General features: G+C 46.5%; 17 protein-coding genes and 1 other RNA gene. 8 read left to right on the forward strand and 10 right to left on the reverse strand.

The window, feature by feature from the left end:
* Positions 1–258: 258 nt before the first annotated feature.
* Complete coding sequence (locus tag BZG73_RS11565; RefSeq protein ID WP_131826195.1) at positions 259–1,971, reverse strand: site-specific integrase; 1,713 nt, start codon at positions 1,969–1,971, stop codon at positions 259–261.
* Positions 1,972–2,612: 641 nt separating this feature from the next.
* Between BZG73_RS11565 and BZG73_RS11570 the strand changes: the two genes are divergently transcribed.
* On the forward strand, positions 2,613–4,214 hold the full coding sequence (locus BZG73_RS11570; RefSeq protein WP_131826196.1) for a hypothetical protein: 1,602 nt from the start codon (positions 2,613–2,615) through the stop codon (positions 4,212–4,214).
* A gap of 93 nt (positions 4,215–4,307) precedes the next feature.
* Here BZG73_RS11570 and BZG73_RS11575 read toward each other — a convergent pair whose 3' ends face one another.
* A complete protein-coding gene (locus BZG73_RS11575; protein ID WP_077668370.1) occupies positions 4,308–5,273 on the reverse strand; it encodes a hypothetical protein in 966 nt (321 codons plus the stop codon).
* A gap of 388 nt (positions 5,274–5,661) precedes the next feature.
* On the opposite strand from BZG73_RS11575, the gene BZG73_RS11580 reads away from it, so the two are divergent.
* Positions 5,662–6,336, forward strand: a complete 675-nt coding sequence (locus tag BZG73_RS11580) for an inovirus Gp2 family protein (protein WP_077668371.1) — start codon at positions 5,662–5,664, stop codon at positions 6,334–6,336.
* Positions 6,337–6,412: 76 nt separating this feature from the next.
* Here the strand turns inward: BZG73_RS11580 and BZG73_RS11585 are convergent, their stop codons facing one another.
* Together BZG73_RS11585 and radC are read right to left on the reverse strand one after the other, a co-directional pair.
* Positions 6,413–6,973: a tyrosine-type recombinase/integrase gene (locus BZG73_RS11585; protein WP_077668372.1), complete on the reverse strand. Its 561-nt coding sequence runs from the start codon at positions 6,971–6,973 to the stop codon at positions 6,413–6,415.
* Positions 6,974–7,148: 175 nt separating this feature from the next.
* A complete protein-coding gene (gene radC, locus BZG73_RS11590) occupies positions 7,149–7,652 on the reverse strand; it encodes a RadC family protein (protein ID WP_077668373.1) in 504 nt (167 codons plus the stop codon).
* A 151-nt stretch (positions 7,653–7,803) separates the two neighbouring features.
* Here radC and BZG73_RS11595 point away from each other — a divergent pair, with 151 nt between their 5' ends.
* From BZG73_RS11595 to BZG73_RS11610, 4 genes are all read left to right on the forward strand, one after another.
* A complete protein-coding gene (locus tag BZG73_RS11595; protein ID WP_077668374.1) occupies positions 7,804–7,995 on the forward strand; it encodes a helix-turn-helix transcriptional regulator in 192 nt (63 codons plus the stop codon).
* Positions 7,996–8,182: 187 nt separating this feature from the next.
* Positions 8,183–10,906 (forward strand): DNA methyltransferase, encoded by a 2,724-nt coding sequence (locus BZG73_RS11600; RefSeq protein WP_077668375.1) that lies wholly within the window; start codon positions 8,183–8,185, stop codon positions 10,904–10,906.
* A gap of 2 nt (positions 10,907–10,908) precedes the next feature.
* A complete protein-coding gene (locus BZG73_RS11605) occupies positions 10,909–12,975 on the forward strand; it encodes a DEAD/DEAH box helicase (RefSeq protein WP_077668376.1) in 2,067 nt (688 codons plus the stop codon).
* Positions 12,976–12,987: 12 nt separating this feature from the next.
* A complete protein-coding gene (locus BZG73_RS11610) occupies positions 12,988–14,295 on the forward strand; it encodes a GIY-YIG nuclease family protein (protein ID WP_077668377.1) in 1,308 nt (435 codons plus the stop codon).
* 845 nt (positions 14,296–15,140) lie between these two features.
* Here BZG73_RS11610 and BZG73_RS11620 read toward each other — a convergent pair.
* The 4 genes from BZG73_RS11620 to smpB all read right to left on the reverse strand — a co-directional run bounded on the left by BZG73_RS11620 (position 15,141) and on the right by smpB (position 21,104).
* A complete protein-coding gene (locus tag BZG73_RS11620; RefSeq protein ID WP_077668378.1) occupies positions 15,141–17,798 on the reverse strand; it encodes an AAA family ATPase in 2,658 nt (885 codons plus the stop codon).
* 1,001 nt (positions 17,799–18,799) lie between these two features.
* Positions 18,800–20,038, reverse strand: coding sequence for an integrase domain-containing protein (locus BZG73_RS11625; protein WP_077668379.1), 1,239 nt, complete (start codon positions 20,036–20,038; stop codon positions 18,800–18,802).
* 166 nt (positions 20,039–20,204) lie between these two features.
* Positions 20,205–20,571, reverse strand: a transfer-messenger RNA (tmRNA) gene (gene ssrA, locus BZG73_RS11630).
* Between the two features lie 47 nt (positions 20,572–20,618).
* Complete coding sequence (smpB, locus tag BZG73_RS11635; protein ID WP_046075179.1) at positions 20,619–21,104, reverse strand: SsrA-binding protein SmpB; 486 nt, start codon at positions 21,102–21,104, stop codon at positions 20,619–20,621.
* Positions 21,105–21,259: 155 nt separating this feature from the next.
* On the opposite strand from smpB, the gene BZG73_RS11640 reads away from it, so the two are divergent.
* Together BZG73_RS11640 and BZG73_RS11645 are read left to right on the forward strand one after the other, a co-directional pair.
* Positions 21,260–21,691, forward strand: a complete 432-nt coding sequence (locus BZG73_RS11640) for an SRPBCC family protein (protein ID WP_046075180.1) — start codon at positions 21,260–21,262, stop codon at positions 21,689–21,691.
* Positions 21,684–22,034 (forward strand): RnfH family protein, encoded by a 351-nt coding sequence (locus BZG73_RS11645; protein ID WP_046075181.1) that lies wholly within the window; start codon positions 21,684–21,686, stop codon positions 22,032–22,034. Before BZG73_RS11640 ends, BZG73_RS11645 begins: the two co-directional genes overlap by 8 nt.
* Positions 22,035–22,116: 82 nt before the next feature.
* On the opposite strand, the gene bamE is transcribed toward BZG73_RS11645, so the two are convergent.
* A complete protein-coding gene (bamE, locus tag BZG73_RS11650; protein ID WP_046075182.1) occupies positions 22,117–22,473 on the reverse strand; it encodes an outer membrane protein assembly factor BamE in 357 nt (118 codons plus the stop codon).
* A gap of 253 nt (positions 22,474–22,726) precedes the next feature.
* Positions 22,727–24,394: a DNA repair protein RecN gene (gene recN, locus BZG73_RS11655; protein WP_046075183.1), complete on the reverse strand. Its 1,668-nt coding sequence runs from the start codon at positions 24,392–24,394 to the stop codon at positions 22,727–22,729.
* Between the last annotated feature and the right edge of the window lie 155 nt (positions 24,395–24,549).

Consider the following 24,549-nt stretch of genomic DNA (forward strand, 5'->3'; position numbering starts at 1 on the left):
AGTAATCTGTCAAAGCACGTCCTGAATAATCCAGTCTTAGTCATCAGAGAGAACAGACTACAAACCGACACAAGGGCTTTAGCCTCAAACGGCTTCCACCTATGCATTGTGGTTTGTCTGGTCTACCGCTCAAAGGAAATGCATGAGGAAATCATGGGGCACTGCTACTCGCCCCAACAATAGAAAGATAAGCCACCATCAATCGACAATAGTGTTTCTACTTGGCGGTTATAGGCTCCCCTAGAGGCCATAGAGTGGCTACTCTGCCATATGGAGTCGAGTGTCAACTGCTTCTTGCTCGTCGATGGGGTAATCTATGGTCTCTACATGCTTCTTGAGACTAGCTATCGTCAGACCTGAGCCGTAATTGCCACTCACAGAGCTCTCTGACCATCCACCAAGTTGCTTATAAGCTACTTCAGGCACTCCAGCATTCAACGCGAGGTCTTTGAAGTTGTGTCTCAAGCTATGGAAAGTCACACGGTCTGCTCTTAGTTCATGCTTGCGACAGAAATAGGCATAGCGCTTACTGTATATGTCTGAGCGATATCCGCCCTGTTTTGGAAGAGGAATATCGAATAGCGTCTCTGTACTCAATGACTGTACAAACTCGATGAAACCAAGGTTTAACAGTGCGTCAGGCAGAGGCACAGATCTGGCAGAAGAGCTAGTCTTTAACGCCTTGCCGTCCTCTTCATTTACAGAGACATACCAAATGCCTTGGTGTTGCCTGATGTCTGAAGGTCTCAACTGGACGATTTCATTCATACGTAGACCACAACAAAGTGCTATTCGTACAATCCAGTAGTGCTCTGTGCCTTTGGTCAACTGAAGTAACCTGTCGAGCATCTCTGGTGAGTATGGTCTCCGAGCATCCTTGTCCGCGACTCTTTTCTTGAGCCTCATGTTCTCTGCAGGGTTGAATGCGATATATCGTTCTTGCATAGCGAACTTAAACATTGCAGAAATCGCTTCTAAGCGCTGATTGATGCTCGTGATAGAAAGAGGGGGAAGATGCTTCAATTGCCCGCTACTCACTACAGCTATAAGCTCAGGAGTCGTAAGATTCTTGGTCTCCTTTAACTTAGCTGAGTTACTTGGCGTGTCTATCAGTACCTTTCTCAGATTTCTTATATCTGGTGCCAAGACCTCTTTGACAGGATAGTCAGCCCCCATAAAACCAAGAAGGAACTCAATAGATACTTGATAGCGTTGCTTGAGTTTCTCACTCATTGGCTTACCAGTTGCTACCATTTCTGTTTGCTTGTTCTCTAAGAACTCATTAGCGACATATTCAAGTGTTGGAGCTTTTTCTATCTTAGGAATTGGTTTGGTGATGGTCTTAATGTCGCTCGAGAAGCCGCTAATCGAGTCTAGGAGAGTCTGTGTCTGGGCTTTTAGGTGCTGGGCGAACTCGATGAATGCACGCGCTTTCTGTGGCTCTGTGAGCGCGTTGTACTGGCTGGTGGTTCGGTCAGGGATGGCTCCCTCAAAAACACGTTGTACGCGAGGTGCATCAGCTAGTTTTAGGCTGTCGTGTAGCATTCCTGCTGCATGTTCTTGAATGGCGTCTAAGCTTGCTTCTAACCCGTTCCGTATGCCCTCAACATCGACAGAGCCAGTTAGCATGTTGTCCTGCTTGTCTTTTACCCACGTATTGGCGGCTTCAATGGCAATGTTCTGAAGGTCGACCAGCTCAACTCTCTTCTCTGGTACAGAATAGCCACTGAGCTCCGCGAACTCTTTCATCAGGCGACCAGCCTCGATGGTGGCTAGTTGTTTGGCTTGTGTCTTGTTCGAGGTCTTCAAAGAGAAGCGAATAAGGCGCTTGCCATAGTGCTCGACTAGGCGGCTAGGAACTCGCTTTTGGAAATAGTAAACGCTGCTGTTTTTACGTTTGTATATGTGCAAATCGTCGCCCGTGTAGCTCAGCTGCGTATCACACATATGCTTTTTAACTGCTTGAAACAAAAGAACTTTTAATAAAAACAACAACTTAAAGGAAAGTGGTGGGCTGGCGTAACTTGAACTGTAATTATAAGTTCATGTATTTGTTGATTTTTTACAGTTTGACTTTAATTAGGTGTACCATTGGGTGTATCTAAAGTGCAGGCTGTGTGCTTAGGCTCAGTATAAAAGGCACCTACTCACCACGTTTAAGGTAATGCTTGTAAGACATGGTACCAGGTAGTGACACCAGCTTTGTGTACTCAAAGACACGGCCGTCTCTTGGCAAGTTGATGGATAAGCAGAGAATAGATCTACATTTTATTAACGACTAGTGATAGCCATAAATGATGTTCAATGCTTATACGCTACCTTCAGCGAAAACCCGATAAACGCTCCGTCTAGAACCTTCAGAAACAGTCGCGCACCGATGTTATGATGATAGTATAGGACTTTTAATTCTATTAAGTAATAAATATGTACTTTTTATAACTATAGGTGATGTTATCATAGAGTTACTAACAGAAAAACAATACTATTTCCTTCATCGCCGTTATGTTTGGATTAGTTGGCCTGCTATTGTCATCTCTGCCGCTAGCTCGTGGCATCCTTTATTCCTTTTCTTTTCTTGTATACCAATCTGTAATTGGTTGCGAGTTCATTATTTGTTACCCCACGAATCTGCCTGGTTAAGTGAGGCTTGGACTCAAACAGAACAGCTCAACTTCAACCAAGCGCTTGCCACATTAACCAGAGAGCCTGCTTGCTCAGGATATAGTGCAAAGCTCAAAGCAAGAATGTTGCAAGTTCGTATATTGCTCAGAATGGGCGACCATTTAAAAGCTCAGAAAACTTTAGCGACAATTGATACCACTGCGCTACTTAAAAGGGAGTCTATACGGCTAGATGGTTTGCGCGCCTTTTTCTATCAATGTACTGGGGATGTGAAGTCATTTTACCAGGCAGTAGAAAAGTTTGCCGATGCCGATATAAGCATAGATACTGAGTATACATTATTAAAAGCTGATGCTTTATTGACTGAAGGATCGATTGAGGCGGCGAGAGAGTGCTTAGAGAAGAGAATCAATGGCACGCAAACCCCAGAAAGTTTATATAAACTTTACAATAACTTAGCGCAATGCGATGACAGGTTTGGCCTTAGGGAACAGAAGTTAACTCACCTGCGGCAAGCATGGCGAGAATGGAAAAAGCGTCCTGAGCCGAACGCTATTGAGTACCTGATTCATAACCTAGCTATAGAAATGGTGCGGAATAGCGAACTAAAAAACGCAAAGGAGCTTCTCAACGAAGTCTTATCGCTTATTAATCAATCACAGCCAGAACAAATCTTGATGTGGCATAACGTCGTAATCGATACAGCGCGTGAAGCGCAAAGTGTTGAATTACTAAAAGTGGCTTACGCAACATTCGAAGAACACTTTCCTCATTGGAATTGCACCGCCGCACAAAAGCTGACGGTCAAAATCACTAGGCTTCGAATGTACTTTAATGATGGACTACAGTCAGATACTAAGGACTTTGTTGCGCAGATAGGAGAAATTTTTGATGAACTCTATCTGTTGAGTGCATCAGAACAGTTATCTGCTTTGAAAGAAATTAGCCATAATATCACGCAAGTCATCCTTACCAACAAGGGCCAACGATCTGTAATTGCGGAACTTAATGGCCTGTTAGATCGTTGTGATTCGATTGCTATTGCGCTGAGTGATACTGTTAAAGCTCAACTTGAGACACTACCGCCCGCGCTAGTGAACCAGCGTATACACTGGCTTGGTCTGCAACATTACCTTGAAAAAATTCGTATACGTCAAAGTACTGCAAGCTTCCCCAAGCAGGCACTGGAAAGCCTGTTCAAATGCCAAAAGGAAAGTGCAGAGTTACACCAGAGTAAGAGGATTCATCGCGTAGCTATTCACGCATGGATGATTATTTGTGACGAATACGTTGCCTATCTTGACCAGTTTTTCTCTCATAAGCCATCGTGGGCGATTGACCTAAAAGAACAACATCAAGATACGGCTATCTCTGCGCTTTATGCAGCCGAAGAAATCCTTAATGAACGAAGAGTCTCCGGCGGCTTTGAGGAGGTAATGGTCGGTGTCGCTTATTTTTACTTAAAGCTCTTTGATGATAAAGCCGCTGCTCAGTACTGGATGTCACAGTTTGACGAAGGAAACTGGAGCCTACAGCATTATGCGCAGAGGTTCCGAGATATGTATGCCTGGGCAAAGTCGGTAACTGGTTAAGTGACATTTTTTCTGTCCAGTTTATGACCAAAGGAGTCAATCATTCGGCTCCCTTTCTCGTTAACTCTCATCGTTGACCTAGAGCTCCACCACTTACTCACTCTCCAGTATGTCCAAAATCTCGTCCCAATCCAGAATGGTAATGAGTTTTTTTATGACGTCCTGGGGAGTGCTTTGAGTCTCTTCAGCCAGTTTGTCGAGCTTATCAAGTACTTCATTTTCTATTTCTAGTGTGTCTCCTCTTTGTTTATTTCTAGACTTCTTTGAGCTCCAGGTGCTCCTGAATTTATCGATGAACTTTTTTTTATCGCTTTCAGGGATGAGATCATAAACCGCTACAAGGACTGACTTCCTATCCTCAGTGCTAGACGGTGTCCAAGTGTACTTTATTTCTTCCTTTTTTTGAATGTGTTCATAAGCCCATATAAGCTGATTGTGGTGGCAGCCATCTAACCATTTTATCATTTCATTCCGTTTGCTGTTTTTAAGCCACTCACTTTTTAAGTGGTTCGATAATATTTTCTCCTCCTTCTCAGAATAGGGCGAAAAAATAAAACAGCTCTCTATTTGTTCTCTTTTTTCTTCTGTCGTGTTTGGGCGTTTTTCTTTTAGGTATTTGTCATCTAGCTCAAGAGTTATGGGTGTAAAATTTTCGATTATTATTCCTTTCTGGGGCTCCTTGTGCCTCAAAATCATTACCCGTTTTTTTGAATTTTTTCTTATATAGCACCACAGCCAGTTTGTTTTTCTATCTTCATCGCAAAGGTTCTTGATGTCATAATTTTTTAACTTTTCATCATGTAGTTTATCCTTTGTTCTTTTTAGAAATCTTCCGGTTTCCTCTAGACTGTATTTTATTTCTTTATCGATTATGACAGATAGACGCTTTATTGCTTTATCGAGTGTAGGCTGACTTTCAATGTCGGCGGTTACGCTTTTCCTCCTTTCAGGCCCTAGCTCTATGAGACCTTCCTCGAGGATTTTACCCCAAAAGAAAGCTAACTCTCTTTCCGTATGTATAGCTGTCGAAAGATGTGTATGTATGACTTGTTTTTGCATGTTAATCAGCTTGCTTGTTCTTTTAGCCCCGTTTTATCACCTTCTTCATGTGATAAAAAGTGAGTTTTTCGCCTCTCGTTCTTATTGTGATTGTGATCACAAAAAGTGTCATTTTTTGCCTTTTGAGTGACAATAGTGTGCATAAAACGGCATTGGGGTTATGCTCGCCTTTGGGGGGGGCTCATAACTTCCACATGCTCAGATCGTCGGTGACAGAGGGAGAGGCTAGGTTGGCTGGTGGGTGATATGGTCACAGGAGTAAGGGGAGTTGTCGGTATAGTAATATACGTATTCGCTCTTCTCTTCATATACCCATTACCAGTAAAGAAGATAAGGTAAAAAATAATATAACCAGTGTTCCTTTGTAGTACTCACAGAGGAGCATGAGATGGACACACATACCTACAAAGACTTTCCTATCCTTCTACCTATCAATGAATGCAAGGCACGTTACTTAGAGAAAATACGCAATATGTTAGCTGATGGTTATCAGGACTATAATAACCTCACTGTTGCTCGTCTTGACTTAAGGTTTCCAGCTACTGATGAGTCTGATGACTTTCTGAAGCGTGATGAGGCCCTCTCTTTCGAGCGATGGAAAAAAGGCACGATTAAACGATTTATTCGAGCTATTGAATTAGAAATGGCAAAGCAAGAGTGTGAGAAGCGAGCGAAGGGTAAGCGGGTGCATCGTTGTAAGGTGCGATATTCTTGGGCAAGGGAGCGTAATCATTCACACAACGATCATTATCATTTCGCGTTGGTTTTAAATAAGGATAGGTTTTATTGCTGGGGGAAGTTTGAGAACGTCGAATGCGGTGATGGTTTATATAATATCATTGTCCGTGCCTGGGCGAAGGCAATCGGCCTGTGTAATAATCAAGCGATGGGGTTAGTGCATATCCCTGATAATAGCATTTACTACCTTCACGGACGTCCTGAGAGCTCTGAGCGAGCTGAGCAGGAGTATAAAGATATATTCTATCGACTAAGCTATTTAGCCAAAAAAAGAACCAAGCGTCGCAACGAGGGGTTTCGTTGCTTTGGTTCTAGCACCAAGTAAATCTTGCACAATCGTTTTTTATTGATGATATATATTTAAAATCCCGTCGGCCGTACTGTCATGGTGCGGCCTTACCTCATATCTCTAAGGCAATAAAATCATTGTCGACATCCTCCTGTGTAATACCAATATAACGAAGCGTGATGCCTTCTGAGGTATGGCGCAGCATTTTCATCACCCGACCAATATCTTTTGTAGCTTGATACAGCATATAACCGCGTGTTTTTCGCATTGAGTGCGTCCCTAACGAGAGGTTGAGCTCTTGCCCGACCTGTTGAAAGGCGAGAGTAACAGCGCGCCGAGAGAGCGGTTTAGGCGGCAACTGCTTAATCTGCTGACAGCGGTGAGATTGAAACAGGTAGACGTGATCAGGATGGTCTGCCCGTATCTTTTCAATGCGCGCCAGTGTTTTGGGGTTGAGCTGGATATCAGCAATCTTACCTGTCTTACGTTCTTTGATTCGCAACCGGTCACCGTGGATATCGTCGAACTGAATAGCAAGCAGATCGGAGATACGTAACGCCAGGTTTAACCCGATATACCAGACGTCGGCCATTTGGCGATGATAACGAATACTCAATAGGTGGCCGATAAGCTGAACAGTCTCAGCATCTTTGATGGCTTGAACTTCTGACATGGCTTACTTCCTTTTTTCTTCACAGATGGAGGTTTTGAGAAGCACAGCACGACAGCGACAGCCAGACCCTTGTTGCGCCTGGGTTGGCTGCTTCCCGTTTTAACATAATGAGAAGCAGGGAAAGGTATCGCTGCCTGTGTGCATGTGTGGCGTGTAAAAATGGCCTGTGAAGCCGCTACACGACTGGGATCCAGCCTCGCTCGGCGAAAGACACACAGTCTTCACCGACAACCACATGATCTAAAACGCGAACATCGATAAGGCCCAACGCTTTGATCAATTTGTCAGTGATATGACGGTCTGCTTGTGACGGCTCGGCAATCCCCGATGGGTGGTTGTGCGCAAAGATAACGGCAGCTGCATTGTGACTCAGTGCCGCTTTTGCCACTTCGCGTGGATAGATAGACGCGGCATCAATGGTGCCAAAGAACAGGATATCGAACTGGATCAGCCGATGTTGGTTATCCAGCAGCATCAACGCAAACACTTCACGATCGTACGCGCCGAGCTTGAGCTTTAAGTATTCCATCACGTTTTTAGGGCTCGTGAAGGTGCCTTCGCGTTTGTACTTTTGTGCGAGCGCTTCCGCCGCGTGCTCTAAGAGCTGATTCAACTCAGATGGCTGGTGGACAGGGTAGTTGTCTGCAGGGGTGAACAGGGGAGCGTGTGACGTACGCATAGGGAGTCTCCTTTAAGTAATTGATGTGGCTATGCGTATCGATGACATATATCTGAAATCAGGTTGGTTAGGGGAGTGGGTACAAGAGGGGCGAAACCGGTAAATCTTTACGTGCGCGGAAATCTCATGAGTCCAATAACGGAGTAATATCATGAGATTAATTAAACTGAGCGAAGTAAAACACATGACAGGCCTTGGCCGTTCAACCATCTACAACCTGATGAAAGACGGTACCTTCCCGAAAAGTGTGCCCCTGGGAGGTCGAGCGGTCGCGTGGGTAGAAAGTGAAGTCGAAGAGTGGGTGATGGCAAGGATCGCGGAGAGAGATAGTGAGGTGCGATAAAGATAATAGTTTTTGTATTGCCGTTTATAGCGCTCGTGGTTCGGCTTGTTACCAGAAACTCGGAATTGCCTGTTTGATACCTCTGTCGTATCATTCGACATCTGAATTGGAGCTAAGTATTTATTCTGTCATCAGAACTTGCTCGTATCCGAAAGCTCAAAAAACGATTGGCACCAGGAGTCTGTACATGGCGATTAGTCAGGCACGCATTATCGAATCCATGGAGCAGGCTTGCTCCAACCTCAATCCGAATGAGTTCATTTTCTCCTTTCTTGATGCCTACGGATTTCCGAAGAGCACCATAACTCGCCTTCGTAAAGGTGACGACAGCCGGAACGTTGCAAGCGGTAATGATATTGGGCTGAAGAAGAAGCTCTATTTCCGAACCGTTCCAGAGGGGATAGATTTGAATGCCGAAGCAGACTCGCTCAAGGCAAGCGAAGTCGTATCAAGGAACGATATCCGCTTTGTGATCGTCACTGACTTCAAGAGCCTGGTTGCCTTCGATATCAAGGCAGAAGAGCGCCTTGAAACCAGCATGGATGAACTTGACAAACAGTATGCCTTCTTTCTCCCGCTGGCTGGGTATGAGAAAGCGGTCATGTACTCAGAACATCCAGCTGACGTTAAAGCCTCTGAGAAGATGGGGCGGCTGTTTGATTTGATCCGCGAGCGCAATGACCTATCGAAGCCTGAGGACATTCACGCGCTCAACGTTTTCCTTACCCGCCTCTTGTTCTGCTTCTACGCCGAAGACACTGGCATCTTCGCTCAGGGCCAGATGACATCTGCCATTCAGTCAACGACGCAGGAAGATGGCTCTGACGTAGATCAGTTTTTCTCAGATCTCTTCACTGTCCTGAATCTGGATGATAAGGCACCTGAGCGAGCATCTATGGCTGCTCACTTCCAGGAGTACCCCTACGTCAATGGTGGCCTTTTTGAGGCAGATGAGCCCATCCCCGAATTTGGACGAAAAGCCCGGAGACTCTTGATTGATTGCGGGAGCATGGATTGGTCTGAGATAAATCCAGATATCTTTGGCTCGATGTTCCAGGCAGTCATTGATGAAGAACAACGGGGAAGTCTGGGGCAGCATTACACCTCTGTCTCCAACATCATGAAGGTAATTCAGCCTCTATTCCTCGACAAACTTTATGCTGAGCTTGAGAAGAGCCGGAAAAACGGGCGAAAACTGAAAAAATTGCTTATGCGGCTCCAGAATCTGCGCATTTTTGATCCGGCATGCGGTTCCGGAAACTTCCTGATCATTGCGTACAAAGAGCTTCGCAAGCTAGAAATGCAAGTCATTGATGCGCTAAACAAAGTCTCGGATCAGACTGAAATGTATTACTCAGGGATTAAGCTGTCCCAGTTCCATGGTATCGAGATCGATGATTTTGCGCACGAAGTCGCTGTTTTGTCTCTCTGGTTAGCAGAACATCAGATGAATATGGCTTTTAAAGAGATGTTCGGGTACGCAGAGGCAGCGCTTCCACTTCGAGACTCCGGCAATATTAGTTGCGGAAACGCTCTCCGCGTTAATTGGGAAGAAGTATGCCCCTTAATAGAGTCAGGGGAGGCGGGCCATGAGCTCTATATTTGCGGCAACCCTCCATTCTCAGGCCGAGGAAATAGATCTGAAGAACAATTGGCAGAGATGAGTGATATTTTCAAAGGTTTTAAGCATTACAAAACGTTGGATTATGTTTCGTGCTGGTTCATTCTAGGCGCCAGAATGGCAAAAAAATATGATGCCGAAATAGCATTTGTCAGCACTAACTCTATATGTAAGGGCGAGCAGGCGGGCTTGTTATGGCCTGAAATATTTAAACAAGGAGTGGATATCCATTTCGCTCACCAAACGTTTAGCTGGAAAAATAGCGCAAAAGATAACGCCGGCGTTCATGTTGTAATAGTTGGCCTATCTACTCACCCTGAAGATAAGTTTTTATACGATGGAATTCATAAAGCTCATGTTCGCAATATTAGCGCCTACCTGACAGAAGGCGCTAGTGATGCGGTGGTGGCGAGAGAGGCCTCTGTTTCGAAGGCTCCTAAAATGCTATTTGGTAGCATGCCTCGGGATGGCGGACACCTTTTGCTTTCCGATGTTGAGAAAAAAACCTTAGAAACTCAATCTCCAGCTGTTTCAACTTTTATTAAAAGAATATATGGAGCTTCCGAATTTTTAAATGGGAAAACACGCTGGTGCCTTTGGCTTAAAGATGCAAGCGAGGATATCCTGAAATTACCTGGCGTTAGTGAGCGCGTTGAAGCAGTCCGTGCTATGCGAAGTAAAAGCAAGGCAGCTTCTACCAGAGAGTGGTCAAAACTGCCTCATTTGTTTGTTCAAATGGCTCAACCCGAATCAGGAAGTTATATTTTGGTGCCTCGCGTCTCATCTGAGCGAAGGGAGTATATCCCTATTGGGCTCATGGATGCTTCCCATGATGTATGCAGTGATGCAAATCTGTTTATTCCGAATGCTACCCTTTACGAATTCGGCATCCTTACATCCGAAATGCACAACGACTGGATGCGCACCGTCGCAGGACGTTTAGAGAGTCGGTACCGCTATTCTGCCACGCTGGTTTACAACACATTCCCTTGGCCCGAAGTTAATGATCGGCAGCGAAAGAAAATCGAAGAGCTTGCCGAGGAAGTCCTTCTTGTGCGTGAGGATTATCCCGACAAATCCTTATCAAAGCTTTACGACCCAAAAGAAATGCCGGAGCCACTTCGAGAAGCTCATAAGGCCTTGGATCGTGCTGTCGAGAAACTTTATCGAGACAAACCATTCAGAGATGCAACCGAACGTTTGGAACACCTCTTCGCCCGTTACGAAAAATTGATTGCTGAAGAAAAAGTGAAGAAACCTGCCAAGAAAACAGCCAAAGGGAGTAATTGATCATGGCTGATCTGATGACGGTCCAGTACAAGCAAACTGGCAAGAGTTCGAACTTGAACGAATTGGGTATGCGGGAGATGCAAGCTCGGGCGTATGAGGCTCGTGAGGCTCAATACCTTCTCTTGAAAGCGCCTCCTGCCTCCGGGAAATCCCGAGCCCTGATGTTCCTCGGATTGAACAAATTGCACCACCAGGGGCTCAAAAAAGTCATCGTAGCCGTGCCCGAAATGTCCATTGGTGGCTCTTTCAAGGACACCGACCTCAAAAGCGCAGGCTTCTTTGCCGACTGGAAGGTGCATCCCAGCTACAACCTCTGTGTACCTGGCGGGGAGGATCGCAAGGTCAAAGCCTTTATCCGTTTCATGTCTGACCCGGACGCAGACGTTTTGATCTGCACCCATGCAACTCTGCGGTATGCCTACAAAGAGCTGGCTCCTTCGGACTTCAACGAAACGTTGCTGGCGATTGATGAATTCCACCATACCTCAGCGGACGGTGAAAATCGGCTTGGCGAGCTTATTGATGGCGTCATGGCGGGCTCCAATGCCCATATTGTGGCAATGACGGGCTCATACTTCCGTGGCGACGCCGTTCCGATTCTCCTGCCAGAGGACGAAGAGAAGTTTACCCAGGTCACCTACACCTACTACGAACAGCTCAATGGCTACAGGTATCTGAAGTCACTTGGTATCGGCTATCACTTCTACACCGGTCGCTACCTGGATGCTGTGCATGAGGTGCTGGACACCTCGAAGAAGACGATCGTTCATATTCCAAACGTCAACGCGGTCGAGTCCACGAAGGACAAGTATTCTGAGGTCGATTACATTCTCGATGCTATCGGTGAGGTCGTCGAGAAGGATATGAAGACTGGGATTATTACGGTGAAAGACCAGTCTGGCCGGCTTCTAAAGGTTGCCGATCTGGTTGACGATAACCCACTTCGGGTAGAGGTTCAGAACTACCTCAGGAATGTGTCGAAAGCAGATGACATGGATATCATTATTGCCTTGGGCATGGCGAAGGAAGGCTTTGACTGGCCGTGGTGCGAGCATGTGCTGACCATCGGTTATCGATCTTCGCTCACGGAAATTATCCAAATTATCGGCCGTGCCACTCGCGACTCGGAAGGCAAGTCACACGCCCAGTTTACCAACTTGATTGCCCAGCCAGACGCAGAGGATGACGACGTCAAAACGTCGGTCAACAACATGCTCAAGGCCATCACCGTATCGCTGCTGATGGAGCAGGTCTTGGCACCCGCCGTGAACTTCAAGCCGAGGTCTCGGATACGGCCTGGCGAGGAAGTTGACCCCGGCACCGTGGTCATTGAAGACACCACATCGCCTGTCTCCGACAAAGTCATGAAGGCCCTGGAGAACATGGACAACATCAAAGCCGCTATCCTTCAAAAGCCTGAAGTCATTGCACCAGCTGTGACAGGCGACGATGATCCAGAGGTGATGGAGCAGGTGGAAATTCCAAAGGTCGTGGAAACGCTTTACCCAGGCATGGATGACAGTGAGATAAGCACTGTCTCAGAAGCCGTACATGCTTCCATGGCCATCCAGTCTACAGGAGGACTGTTCGATGAGTCTGACCTGCCTGAAGACGCTCAGATCATGACTCCTGAGGGTGTTCAAGAAGATGCGCCGGATTACCAAGGGGGCACCGAGAAACCATCGAAAACCGACGTTGGTGCCGGGAGCGATGAGCCCAAGCCGAATCGCAAGTTTGTGCTGATTGGGAACAAGTTCGTCAATATCGAGAACCTCAATGTCGATCTGATTCGTCAGGTGAATCCCTTCCAGGGTGCCTATGAGATCCTATCAAAATCCGTCACACCATCGGTTCTCAAGACCATACAGGACACCGTGGTTGGTATGCGATCACAGATGTCTGAAGAAGAGGCCGTTATTCTCTGGCCGCGAATCAATGAGTTCCGCAAGGAGAAAGGCCGAGAGCCTTCTGTGACGGCTAGTGAGCCGTATGAGCGCCGTTTGGCGGATGCACTGGCTTACATCAAGAGAAAGGCTCAGGAGCGCAAGGCTCAGGCACAGACGTCGTAAGAGGGATATGAGATGCCACCGATCAATCACAACAGACGAAAAGCCGCAGATCGGCCTTCACTGGACGATATATTTGCTGGCCCGGATGAGTTCGGTCTTCTTGACGTTGAGGCCAAGAAATCAAGCTCGGGTGCGCCTCTTGAAGTGTCTCGATTTGAAGAGATTAGCATGTTCGTCGATCAGAAAGGAAAAGCTCCGCAGGCTGATGGACGTGACCTCCTGGAAAAGCGTCTCGCCCGACGACTAAAGAGCTACACAGCGCGAGAAGATCTGTTGTCGGCTCTGAAGCCATACGACCGCCACAATCTGCTGCCCGAGCCCGCAGCGTCGAATCAGGAGGCCACCCTACATGATGAGGAGAGGCCTTCTCACGCTTCTAGCGAACCTAGTGAGCGAACTTCGAAAACAGATGTGGGTCAGGCGGAAAACGTCACATCACTTGATGACATTTTTGCGAGCGAGGCATTCTCAGAGTTTGATCAAGGAGAAGACTCCATCTTTGACCCTGTTCATGTCTCATTCGACAAAAGCCGAGAGGAGCCAGATGAGATCGCTCAGCGGCGTGTATGCCAGGATTTCTATGCGTTTGAACCAATATTCAGGGATCTGCACGAGAAGCTGAAAACTGGCGACGTGAAGGCAGCCCGCTTCCAGCAGGCTTCACAAGTTCAGCCGGGTGACGCCTTTATACTGGAAGGCGTCATGTGTCTAGTAGATGAGGTTGGCGAGTACCGAGAAGATAACCAGGGACGATACGATCCACGCTTGCGCATCATTTTCGAGAATGGAACGGAGTCCAACCATCTCTTACAGTCGCTGGCAAAACGCCTTTACCAGGAGCCTACTGGACGGAGAATCATCCGTGATGCTGAGTCGATCGTCGATGCCTTCAACAATGTGAACCACAAGGATAAGAGGGTTGGCCAAATTTATTTCGTCACGACGTTGAGCGATAAGCCAGCACTTAGGGAAATTCCGAATCTACTGAAAATTGGTTATACCGAACTGACGGTGGATGAGCGGACAAAAAATGCGGAGCGAGATACAGCGTTCCTCGAAGCACCGGTCAAAAAGCTCGCGTCGATAGAGTGCTACAACTTGAATCCGAACAAGTTTGAGACCCTCATTCATGGGTTCTTGCACGCTCAGCGAATTAAGATGACGCTCACCGGAAAAGACGGAAAAGAATATCACCCGAAAGAATGGTTCTCTGTTCCGCTCGAAACCGCTCGAGAAGTCGTAAAACGAATCATTGATGGAAGTATTGTTGATTACCGTATGGACAATACTACTGGGCGATTGGTGAAGAAAAAGGTATGAGTGATGCGCTACTTTGACTTGCTAAACATGCCTATCCTCTGACCCAGCTACGTCATTGATGAGAAGAGCATTCTGGTGAGCAAAAAATCTGGCTATATTGCAGCTCAACGCACCTAAGCGGGTTATCAATACTCTGTAAGCATATTAGGACAGGCGAGCTGTAAACGTAATAATCGTTGCGCAAACGCCGCTATCAGAAACTGAGCGCAACGACTGTGATGCAGATAGTCCTTCAGTCCGCTTCTGGAGCATATTTCGCCACATTTTAGGCGTTCGTTGCTCCACGGCTGAATAACGCGAGATATGATTGCAATAGGATAAGAGCCCAAATACTATCCAAGGCCACTCTTGCATAAATCCTGCTTTTTAGCCTAACGTTTTTGCGTGGTTGGCTTTACGTTACTCAACGTACTTATCATATGCCCGTTCTTCGCAGAGAGCATGCCACACCGCTTGCGGAATTAGCTTTCTCGCCCAACCATAGTAACCCCACGTTTTAGTTAGATCTTCCTGCCAGCAATCGTCGCAGATCAAGGAATGATAATGGACTCGACCCGCCATTATATCCATATAGATCTCGTGGAGACTCTTTGGATTGTTGCAATAGCATTTGAACTTTTTATCTCGAGTTCTATCGGCGAGAGGACCGACTAACCTCTGGTAGATGAAGGGGTAGTTTTTCTTCAACCGTTGATGAACCGCATCCAAGACATCAACTCTTTCTTTGCCTAGGGCATTATTACGAAGACGTAACAGATCCTCTTCTGAGTCATATCGCCCTTGGTGGATTCTGGATACTAGGCCCGTCATTGAATTTCCCCCCATTTATAATGCTTTACTTACCGTTATATGCCAGAAACGGAACTTCCGCTCGTATCATTTAGGGCAACGTCCAAACTTTCTAAAGCAGAAATTACCTCGTTGACAGTATGCTGGTCGAACTCAGGTAGGTCAGTCTCGTCATGTGTACCTTTGTTCAAGTACGACCAATATGCGTTTCTTCCATCTTGACCTAGCACAGCAGTGAGAGCAGACACTATCGGCTCTTTGTTAGGTATATTTGACTGGGAGCAATTCAGCTTAGATCTTAGATTTTCAGCTAATGCCCTTAGATCCCATGCCGCCGAAGGAGAACGACGAGAGACACTAATCAGCTTGTCCTTCTTATCACTATGCTTTCCGTAATGAAACCAAGTTTTTTCACATAAGTTCTCTAGCGCTCTTCTTGCCGACATCAACGCGTCACGATACTCCCCTTGTGCATATAGTTCTCGTGCAGCTAATACATAATTTTTTGGTCGCCTTAATGAGTCAACTTGAATATGGTCTTCGCCAGCGCTTGATAAGAAAATATATGATTGAGACGCAAGTGACTGACTCTTACCTAGCAGTTGATGTGTGTTATTAAAGAACTCCTCACCATGCACTGCCAAAATTATCTGACAACCTTTGAAAAAATCATCAGCAAATAAGGTTTCCCTTATGGCACGACGATGCTCATCATCAATTGCGTTCACTGGATCGTCAAAAATAAGCACCGGACAACGCTCTTTTATGTTCTTGGCAAGCAATATTGCTAGCCCAAGGCAACGGATATGCCCCTCACTCATAACATGAAGAGCATCAAATAAGGCAGAAGGGTCTTTCAAAAATGCAATGCCCAGCCGTTGATTTTGAGATAACGGAAGTTGAACAGAAGCTAATTTATCTGATTCTGAATCATAACGATTAAAAGCATTGTAAAGTCTCACAACTAGGTCGCCCAGGTCAGCAATTAACTGGCTCGGCAATCGATTCTTATATGCATTCAATCTTTCGACAAAGCTCTTATAAGAAGATGCAATCTCTTGATTTTTTTGCACTTTGGCATGCTCAGCAGCCACATCAGCTATAAGTTCAGCATTCTCCGTATCAAAACTAGTGATTGCCTGTTGCGCAGCAATAATTGCTTGTTTAGCTGTGTTTCTGCGTGTTTCTAAGACAGTGATTTGATCTTTAAACCAGCGTAAACGATTTAGCTCAGTTTGCTTGGTTGAACGTATTTGAGCGTCCTGGTCAGTCTTTTTGTCGGCTTCCTCGAGATACTTTACCTGAGCGTACAGGTGCTGCCATGGCGTAAAACCATCCGCTAACTGTTGCTGCAAGGAGTGCCACCATCCGATATCGACTTGTGAGCCAGGTGAAGTTTGAAAATTTTGGATAGCATTGTTTTGTGGCAGAAACGTCAAACAAACATTCAATATTTGCGAGAGGTCCAGCAACCATTGACTAACATTTTGTTGAAGCCGTTGTGCCGTTTTCTGAAGTTCTGCCAAGTGTTGCAGCTTTTGAAGTTCTTCATTAGCGTTACCGTAAGGGTTTACGGATACTTGGTTGAGCGGCGTTTTACACGCTGGGCAATGCTCTGGACTATTCGATTGTAGCTGAACAACTGCGTCGTATAGATTCTTGAATGATACCTCCTGACTTGCATTTTCCAAGTCTTTTTGATTCAACTCCAGCTCTCTGAGGTCGCCGCTAATGGAGCTACCAAGTGTCTGTAATGCGCTAATTGTTAAGTTGGTTTTATTTGCTTGGGGCTGTTGCAAATCGGTTTCTAGTCGCTGGATTGCTCCTGCATTTTCATCATCACCGTTTAGTTCAAAGACCAATTGGCTAAAGGTTGCTCCGTCACGGTACTGTGTGGCTAATGCTTGCTCCTCAACATTTAGTGTTTGCAGCTCTGCATTGTTAGTCGCTATCTGCTGCTGAGAACCAGAAAGTGCCTGCCTTTTTGTCGCTAACTGAGCTGCTTTAACACCAGTAAGATCAATATATTTTGGGTCAAACTCAGAGGTAAAATTGCGTACAAAGTCATTGAAAGAGTCTAATCCAAATAACGTTGATATAAGCTCTGTTTGCTTGGCGGGTGCCTGAGCGGCAATTCTGGAAAAGTTATCGATACGATTTTTTTCAACGAAACAAAATCTAAATAGTCCCTCATTTGCTTCAATTTCAACCTCAGTGCTTTGCTCGTTTAAGCCTGTAACAACAGGCGTAGCAAAACGATTAGCATGTGCGTTTTTCAGGTAACCACCCTGATCTCGAAAACGCTTGTTTTCCGCTTCAGCCACGTTACCCAGCAGGCTATATTCGAGGGCTTCGCAGAAGCTAGATTTTCCAGTACCGTTTGGTCCGTATATGAGGACTAAACGGCTTTCTAAATCAAAAATCTCTTGCCTAGAGAAACCACGGAATGGCCCCACAGCCATACTTTTTAACTGAGTAATCGGATAGGTTTTCTCGGCAGTTATATCGGGTACAGACTGAACCTCAATGCTTAAGGAATCCCATTTAGCCTGGGCCAAGGCAACCATTTTCTTAACCCGCTGGCCTTGATGGGTTCCGAGGGGAGTAAGTTCATCAAGGTTTTCTAAGACGAGGTTCGCGATCTTTCGCTCTCCCGGAAGAGATTCGTCTGAATCTAGAGTTCGCAAAAATCGTACATACTCAGACTCAATCATAATACTTCCTTAGATTCCATTTCTTCATTTTCTGAAGAGCCTCTCCGGGTTTCTTGTGGTGGGTCTCCAGCCTCCAAATTTGCATAGACTCTCCTATTTCCTAACGGTTGTAATAGTGCATATGCTATCTATCTCAACTCAAACATTCACACTAATCCCAAACGAAACTTTTCAAGGGTATTATTCCGATAGCTTCTATTTTCTCGTCCTAGGTTAGCATGAGCCTGTCAAGAAGAACGCGCACGTTATTTGGTTTCAAATTAACCATCCAGGGTGTAGCCATGCCATCAGCGATCAGTACCAGTAGGTACCTAACATGCCGCCTAGTTGGCGTCACTGGAGTTAGTCTATCAACGGCTGTTTTGGTTTTCGTGCGCTGTTGTCCAAACTGTTAGATAAACCATATTTTGTGAACTGGCTGCAAAAATATTGCTAGGGACACAAAGAGGAGTTACTTAGGTAGGCTCTGTGTGACTGATTGGAGCGAGGGCTTATCAACGTCAGTTAAAAATTGACCCACCCACACGCTTATCCTGTCCTGCGTGACAGGGTAGGTGTGTTGGTATGTATAGCTGAAGAATAATTGGCGCTACACAGGTCGGGTGATTGACATAACTTCGCTACAAGGAAGAGCCGACTCGTTAGACTTGAGAAACGAAAGATAAAATAGTTGCCTCTGAAGGCAATAGAGGCAGGTCAGTGATCAGTTGATAGGCTTTTCACCTTAATCTACATCGATCAGCTAAAAGCCAACAACAGACCCAACATCTGTACATTCATGCAGGCTAAGTAAAGAGCCTGGATGGCAATGAGATTTGAGGGTTTTAATGGTCCCCGTACCCCATGCCGTACCCAGAGCGATTTTTGGTTGATTTAAATGACCGTAAATCCCTTATTTGATGCGCTCTAACCACACCCCCGCTTCGGTATAGTGGGTAGATTGCTTGGCCCCCATGCGGGGTCAGAGTATTCAGGTAGCGTGTTTTTATCAGGGTCTACGGTTAGATCACTTTAAGCTGCTTAGTCCCAGTCACAGAGAGGCTCCCTTTAGCTGCTTGCTCGATGTGTCCACTCCACCAGCACATCATTGGGCGTCGGCGTTCGATGTAGTCTGTCCGGTTATATGCACTCCGTACCTGGTTGTCATCAACGTGGGCAAGTGCGGACTCGATAAGGTCTGCATCAAAACCCTGCTCGTTGAGTGTAGTACTTGCCAGGGAGCGTAGCCCATGACTCACTAGCCGGTCGGCAAACCCCATTCGTTTTAGTGCCATATTGGCCGTTTGGCTATTACAAGGTTTTTGCGGATCACGATCTGAAGGAAATATAAAATCACGATGACCACTTATCGGCTTGATCACTTCTAATATCGCCAGCATCTGCTCTGTGAGTGGGATCCGGTGTTCTCTTCTTTTTTTTGTCCTCTCCGCCGGGATAATCCATAGTTCGTTATCCCAGTCTATTTCATCCCATCGCGCAGCTGCCGCTTCTGCTGGTCGTGTCATGGTGTGTAGCTGCCATTCGATTAGGCACCGGGTAACCCGTTTAATATTCGCGTAAGCAAGCTTTTGCATTAACTCTGGTAGTTCATCGGGAGTTAGCGCTGCCATATGGTTCTTTTTGGGCTTTTTGAATGCAGCGCCAATGCCCGATAACGGATTAGCGTGGATAAGGCCACAGTTAACCGCGTAGTTCATCATTTCGTTTAGTCGTTGGACCAAACGCTTTAATGTCTCTAGGCTGCCCGATGCTTCAATGGGCTTTAAGGCATCTATCACCATAGGGGCAGTGATTTTGGAAAGGGGAGTAGCGCCAAGCTTTGGAAAAATGTGACGTTCCAGAGAGCGCCATATATCGGTCGCGTATCCCTCAGTCACTTGCTCTTTTTTCAGCTCGAACCACTGGTAGGCGACTTTCTCTACCGTATGCTCGGTGAGCGCAATCTCTTGCCTTTGTTGCTCTTCACGGTGTTCCTTAGGATCGATGTTTTGAGCGAGGAGGGCTCTTGCATCCATGGTCGCTTTACGCGCTTGAGAGAGGGTAACAGTGGGATAGGCACCGAGGCTGAGGTTGGTGCGCTTTTTGGTGAATGGGCGCAGGTAATTAAAAAGCCAAAGCTTAGAGCCGGTTGGTTTAACTCTTAATCTGAGCCCGTCGCCATCATAGAGTAGGTACTCTTTCTCTTCTGGCGTTGCCGCTTTTATCTTCTTATCCGTAAGCTTAGCTATGATTTTAGCCATAATGGGTACACCTCTCAGCCTCCATTTTTATCAGTGTACACCTCGGTGTACCTAAAAATCAAAGCGGTTGGTGGACCTCTATGGACCTTTATGAACGCTAAGTTGTTGATTTTTCGTTATTTTAGACAATAAAAAAGACGTCCGTGGACGTCTTTGAATATAAAATTGGTGGAGCTGGCGGGAGTTGAACCCGCGTCCAGAATCAGTCTAACCAATGGCGCTACATGCTTAGTTTGTCTTTAATCTCGTCAGTGTGCTGCGGACAAACACGCCACACAAAGACATACCCAACTTAGTTTTAACGCTTCAGCTCTTGGGTCAAAGCATCCACGCGATCCTGTTTGGTTTTGACTATCCTGAATCCCCGTCCTACAGGCGGAGGCTAGGGAGGATAGGCACTCAACAGGTTATTAAGCTGCTAGTGCGTAGTTTTCGTCGTTTGCGACTATTTTTTTGCGGCTTTTTACGAGGCCAACCGCCCCTCGGCATGCTCCACGGGCCTTCTCAATCCTGTCGAATCCTGAATCAGCCCCAGAGTGTGAGCGGCAGAGTCTAACAGATTGATCTGCCGCGTCAACGATTAACGCGCTGCGTTTTTCATGATCCTGGACTTTTGACGTTGCCAGTCTCTATCTTTCGCGGTATCGCGCTTATCGTGTAACTTCTTACCTTTTGCCAACCCTATCTTCAGTTTAGCAAAAGATTGTTTCCAGTATAAAGACAGTGCCACCACCGTGAAACCGTCTCGATTGACTTTGCCTAGCAAGGTATCAAGCTCACGCCGCTTAAGCAATAACTTACGGGTGCGCTGTGGATCGGCCACCACATGCGTGGAAGCCACATTAAGCGGGGTAATGGTAGCCCCGAACAAGAAGGCTTCCCCGTCTTTTAACAACACATAGCTTTCACTGATATTGGCTTTACCTGCTCGGAGTGCTTTCACCTCCCAACCTTGTAGCTCAAGCCCTGCCTCGAAGTCATCTTCAATGAAGTATTCAAAGCGCGCTTTTTTATTCAGTGCAATGGTGTTGCTGTTTGCTTTGTTCTTTGCGTTTTTCTTAGCCATAGTGTGCGCATTATAAAGGCGATATATCGAAGAATGAAAGGATTATCGTACTCAAGGGCAGAAAGAGTAAGACTTTATTCGCGATGTTGTTTGCTAACATTGGTCAAAGTGGGTCTCGATGGTATTATCTCGCGGTTAACTTGCAAGGAGTCCCTATGCCGCAAATCATCCGCTCGGCTTTAGTGCCGTACAGTGCTGAGCAAATGTTTGCCTTGGTGAACGATGTTGAATCCTATCCCGCTTTTTTGCCCGGGTGTGTGAGTACCCGTCTTATTGAGCACACAGACACCACCATGGTTGCGTCGTTAGATGTGGCGAAAGCGGGCATAAAGAAAACATTTACCACTAAGAATTATCTGGTAGATAACAGCCGAATTGATATGACGCTGGTGGATGGACCATTTAAACGCTTGAGTGGTGGCTGGAAATTCACGCCACTATCAAGCGATGCGTGTAAAATCGAATTAGATCTCGAGTTTGAGTTTACTAACCGCTTGGTTGAAGCTGCCTTTGGCCGTATCTTCAGCGAGTTAACCAGTAGCATGGTGAAGGCGTTTACAGAGCGAGCGAAAGAGATTTATGAGTGAAGAGACATTGCTGCATGTTGAAGTGGTTTACCCGTTGCCTAATGAGCAGCGCATCTTCAACTGCGTGGTGAAGCCCGACTCGACGGTGGAAGATATTATTCGTCAATCAGGTGTCTTAAGCGCCTATCCGGAGATTGATCTTGCGACCAACAAGGTTGGGGTATTTAGCCGACCGGTGAAACTAGACGCGCAAGTGCGCGACGGGGATCGCATTGAGATTTACCGGCCGCTGCAAGCCGACCCGAAAGAGATCCGCCGTCGCCGCGCCGAGCGCGCGAAACAAGAGGGGAAAGCCGATCCTGTCACCGGGGGCCGTGTTGATTCCCAGCGCAAACGCTCGTAACGGGGTAAAAAGAAAGGCGCCGATCGGCGCCTTTACTAAAGGATGAATATATAGCGGCATCAGAGTGCCGGATGCATCACCGTTACTGAACGGCTTCGAAAAATTGCTCGCCCGGCTCGAAATCACCGTCCATGTTGACTAATTGGTTATTATCGTCAAAGGAGAGGACCAGATCTTTTTGTGTCGGCGCTTCATGGCCAGGTTGTTGCCATTGCACAAAGTACCAAGTGTTGGGGTAGCCTGACTCAACGAGCATAGGAGGACCGAGAAGGAACTTAACCTGCTCTTTGGTCATGCCAAATTTCAAGGCGTCCACGGCCTTTTCTTCAATGTAATTTCCTTGGTTTATATCCACTCGATAAACCAGTTTTTCGGCATAAGAGCAGCCCATCATGGCAATCGCCATCAGAGAGGCAACGGCGGCTTTAGTCCAACCCATAGTTAATATCTTCACTGTCTTTTGATGGCAAATCACGTCTTTCGAAGACGCTTAGCAGTTCGTGCCTGCTGGCTTTCGCGTCCCGAGTATAATCAAGCAGAGAATATATGTAAAAAACCTGCTAACGACCAGCGTTTGGACGGTGATAATGTGAAAAAGTTCGACGTGTGTAAGGAAATAACCGAGAAAAGCAGAGCTAGTGCACTTTTCTCGGTCTTAATGCCACATTCAACGCTGTTTTGACTTGGCAGAATCAAGCGGCCACTAGAAGATCTTCCGCGTTTGCGAGGGTGCGATCAGTGATTTCACTGCCGCCCAGTAACCGTGCAAGTTCACTAATTCGTGCCTGATAGTCGAGCGGGTACATACGGGTTGTGGTGCTGCCTTTCTCTGTGTCTTTGGCAACAAACATTTGCTGATGGCCACAGCCTGCGACTTGCGGCAAGTGGGTGACGCACATCACTTGGGTGGAGTCGCCAAGTTGACGCAAGAGTTTGCCCACAATCGCTGCTGTAGGTCCACTGATCCCCACATCAACCTCATCAAAGATAAGGCTTGGTGTTTCAACCTTTTGCGCGGTGATGACTTGAATGGCAAGTGAGATTCGAGAGAGCTCGCCGCCGGATGCCACTTTAGCCAGTGGCTGTAAAGGCTGACCTGGGTTCGTCGACACAAGAAACGCCACAGCATCGCCACCCAGTGGGCTGAGGTGGGTTTCCGCTTTATTCTCGACTTGGATCTCGAAGCTACCATGTTCCATGCTCAGCTGGTGCATGCTTTGCGTGATCAGTTTGTTCAATTCTTTGGCATAGCGGCGGCGGCTTTTGCTCAACTTCTCAGCGGTGTCGAGACAGTCAGCAAACTGCTTGTCCACATCGGCTTGCAATTGCTCAATCGCCTCATCGTTATGTCCCAGTTTCTCCAACTCTTGAATCAATTGTTGATGCGTTTCATATAATGCATCGGGTTGAACCTGATGTTTACGCGCCAAACTCATGATAGTGCTCATGCGCTGATCTAGATACTGAAGGCGTTGAGGATCCATATCGAGTTGATCAAGATAACTGCTCACTTCTTGACTCGTCTCTTGCGTTTGGATCCGCGCCTCTTCAAGCATCTCAGCGAGCGGTGAAAAGTGATTGTCCATCGCGGCTAATTCACTTAAACGCTGTTGAGCGGCGGTCAATAAACTTAGGGTGTTAGTTTCTTCGCCTTCACTGAGTAGATCCACTACCGCCTGACTGGTCATGGCGATATCACCACTGTTCGATAAGCGCTTGTGTTCTTCTTCAATGTGTTGGTATTCCTCTTCACCCAATGCGAGTTCATTGAGTTCACCCACTTGATATTCCAATAGCTGTTGCTGAGCATCAATGTCATCTTTTTTCTTGATCAATGCTTTTAGCTCATTTTTAGTGCGGCGCCAACGCTGATAGCGTGTCGCCATTTTATCCAGCAAAGACTGGTGACCGGCGTATTGATCCAACAAGGTAATCTGGTGTTCGGGACGTAACAGCTGTTGATGCGCATGCTGACCGTGGATATTAATCAATAACTGCCCAAGCGCTTTTTGTTGTGAGGCGGGAACCGGGTTTCCGTTAATGTATGCGCGTGAACGACCTTCTTTGGTGATCACACGCCTTAGAATGCAATCGTCGCCGTCTTCGAGTTCGTTATCTTGTAGCCAGCGACGCGCGGCACTGTTTTGCTCTAGGGTGAAACTGGCAGAAATCTCTGCGCGCTTTTCACCCGGGCGAACCATATTGGCATCGGCACGATCGCCAAGGCACAAACCCAGCGCATCGATAGAAATGGATTTACCCGCCCCGGTTTCACCGGTGATCGCCGTCATGCCTTTACTAAACTCCAGCTCCAAGGATTTAACGATGGCAAAGTTTTGAATGGTTATATCGGCTAACATAGTAAACACCTGTATCTATCAACAACTGTGTATAGATACAGTATATACTGTTTTTTCATCCAGTGAATACTGTTTAGCAAGAATTGTTGTGAATGCGATGAACAGCACAAAAATTGTGCATGAAAAAAGCAGGAAGACCTGCTCTTTATCGGATG

Origin of the sequence: Salinivibrio siamensis (genome assembly GCF_001996005.1) — a bacterium.
In the GTDB taxonomy this organism is placed as follows: domain Bacteria; phylum Pseudomonadota; class Gammaproteobacteria; order Enterobacterales; family Vibrionaceae; genus Salinivibrio; species Salinivibrio siamensis.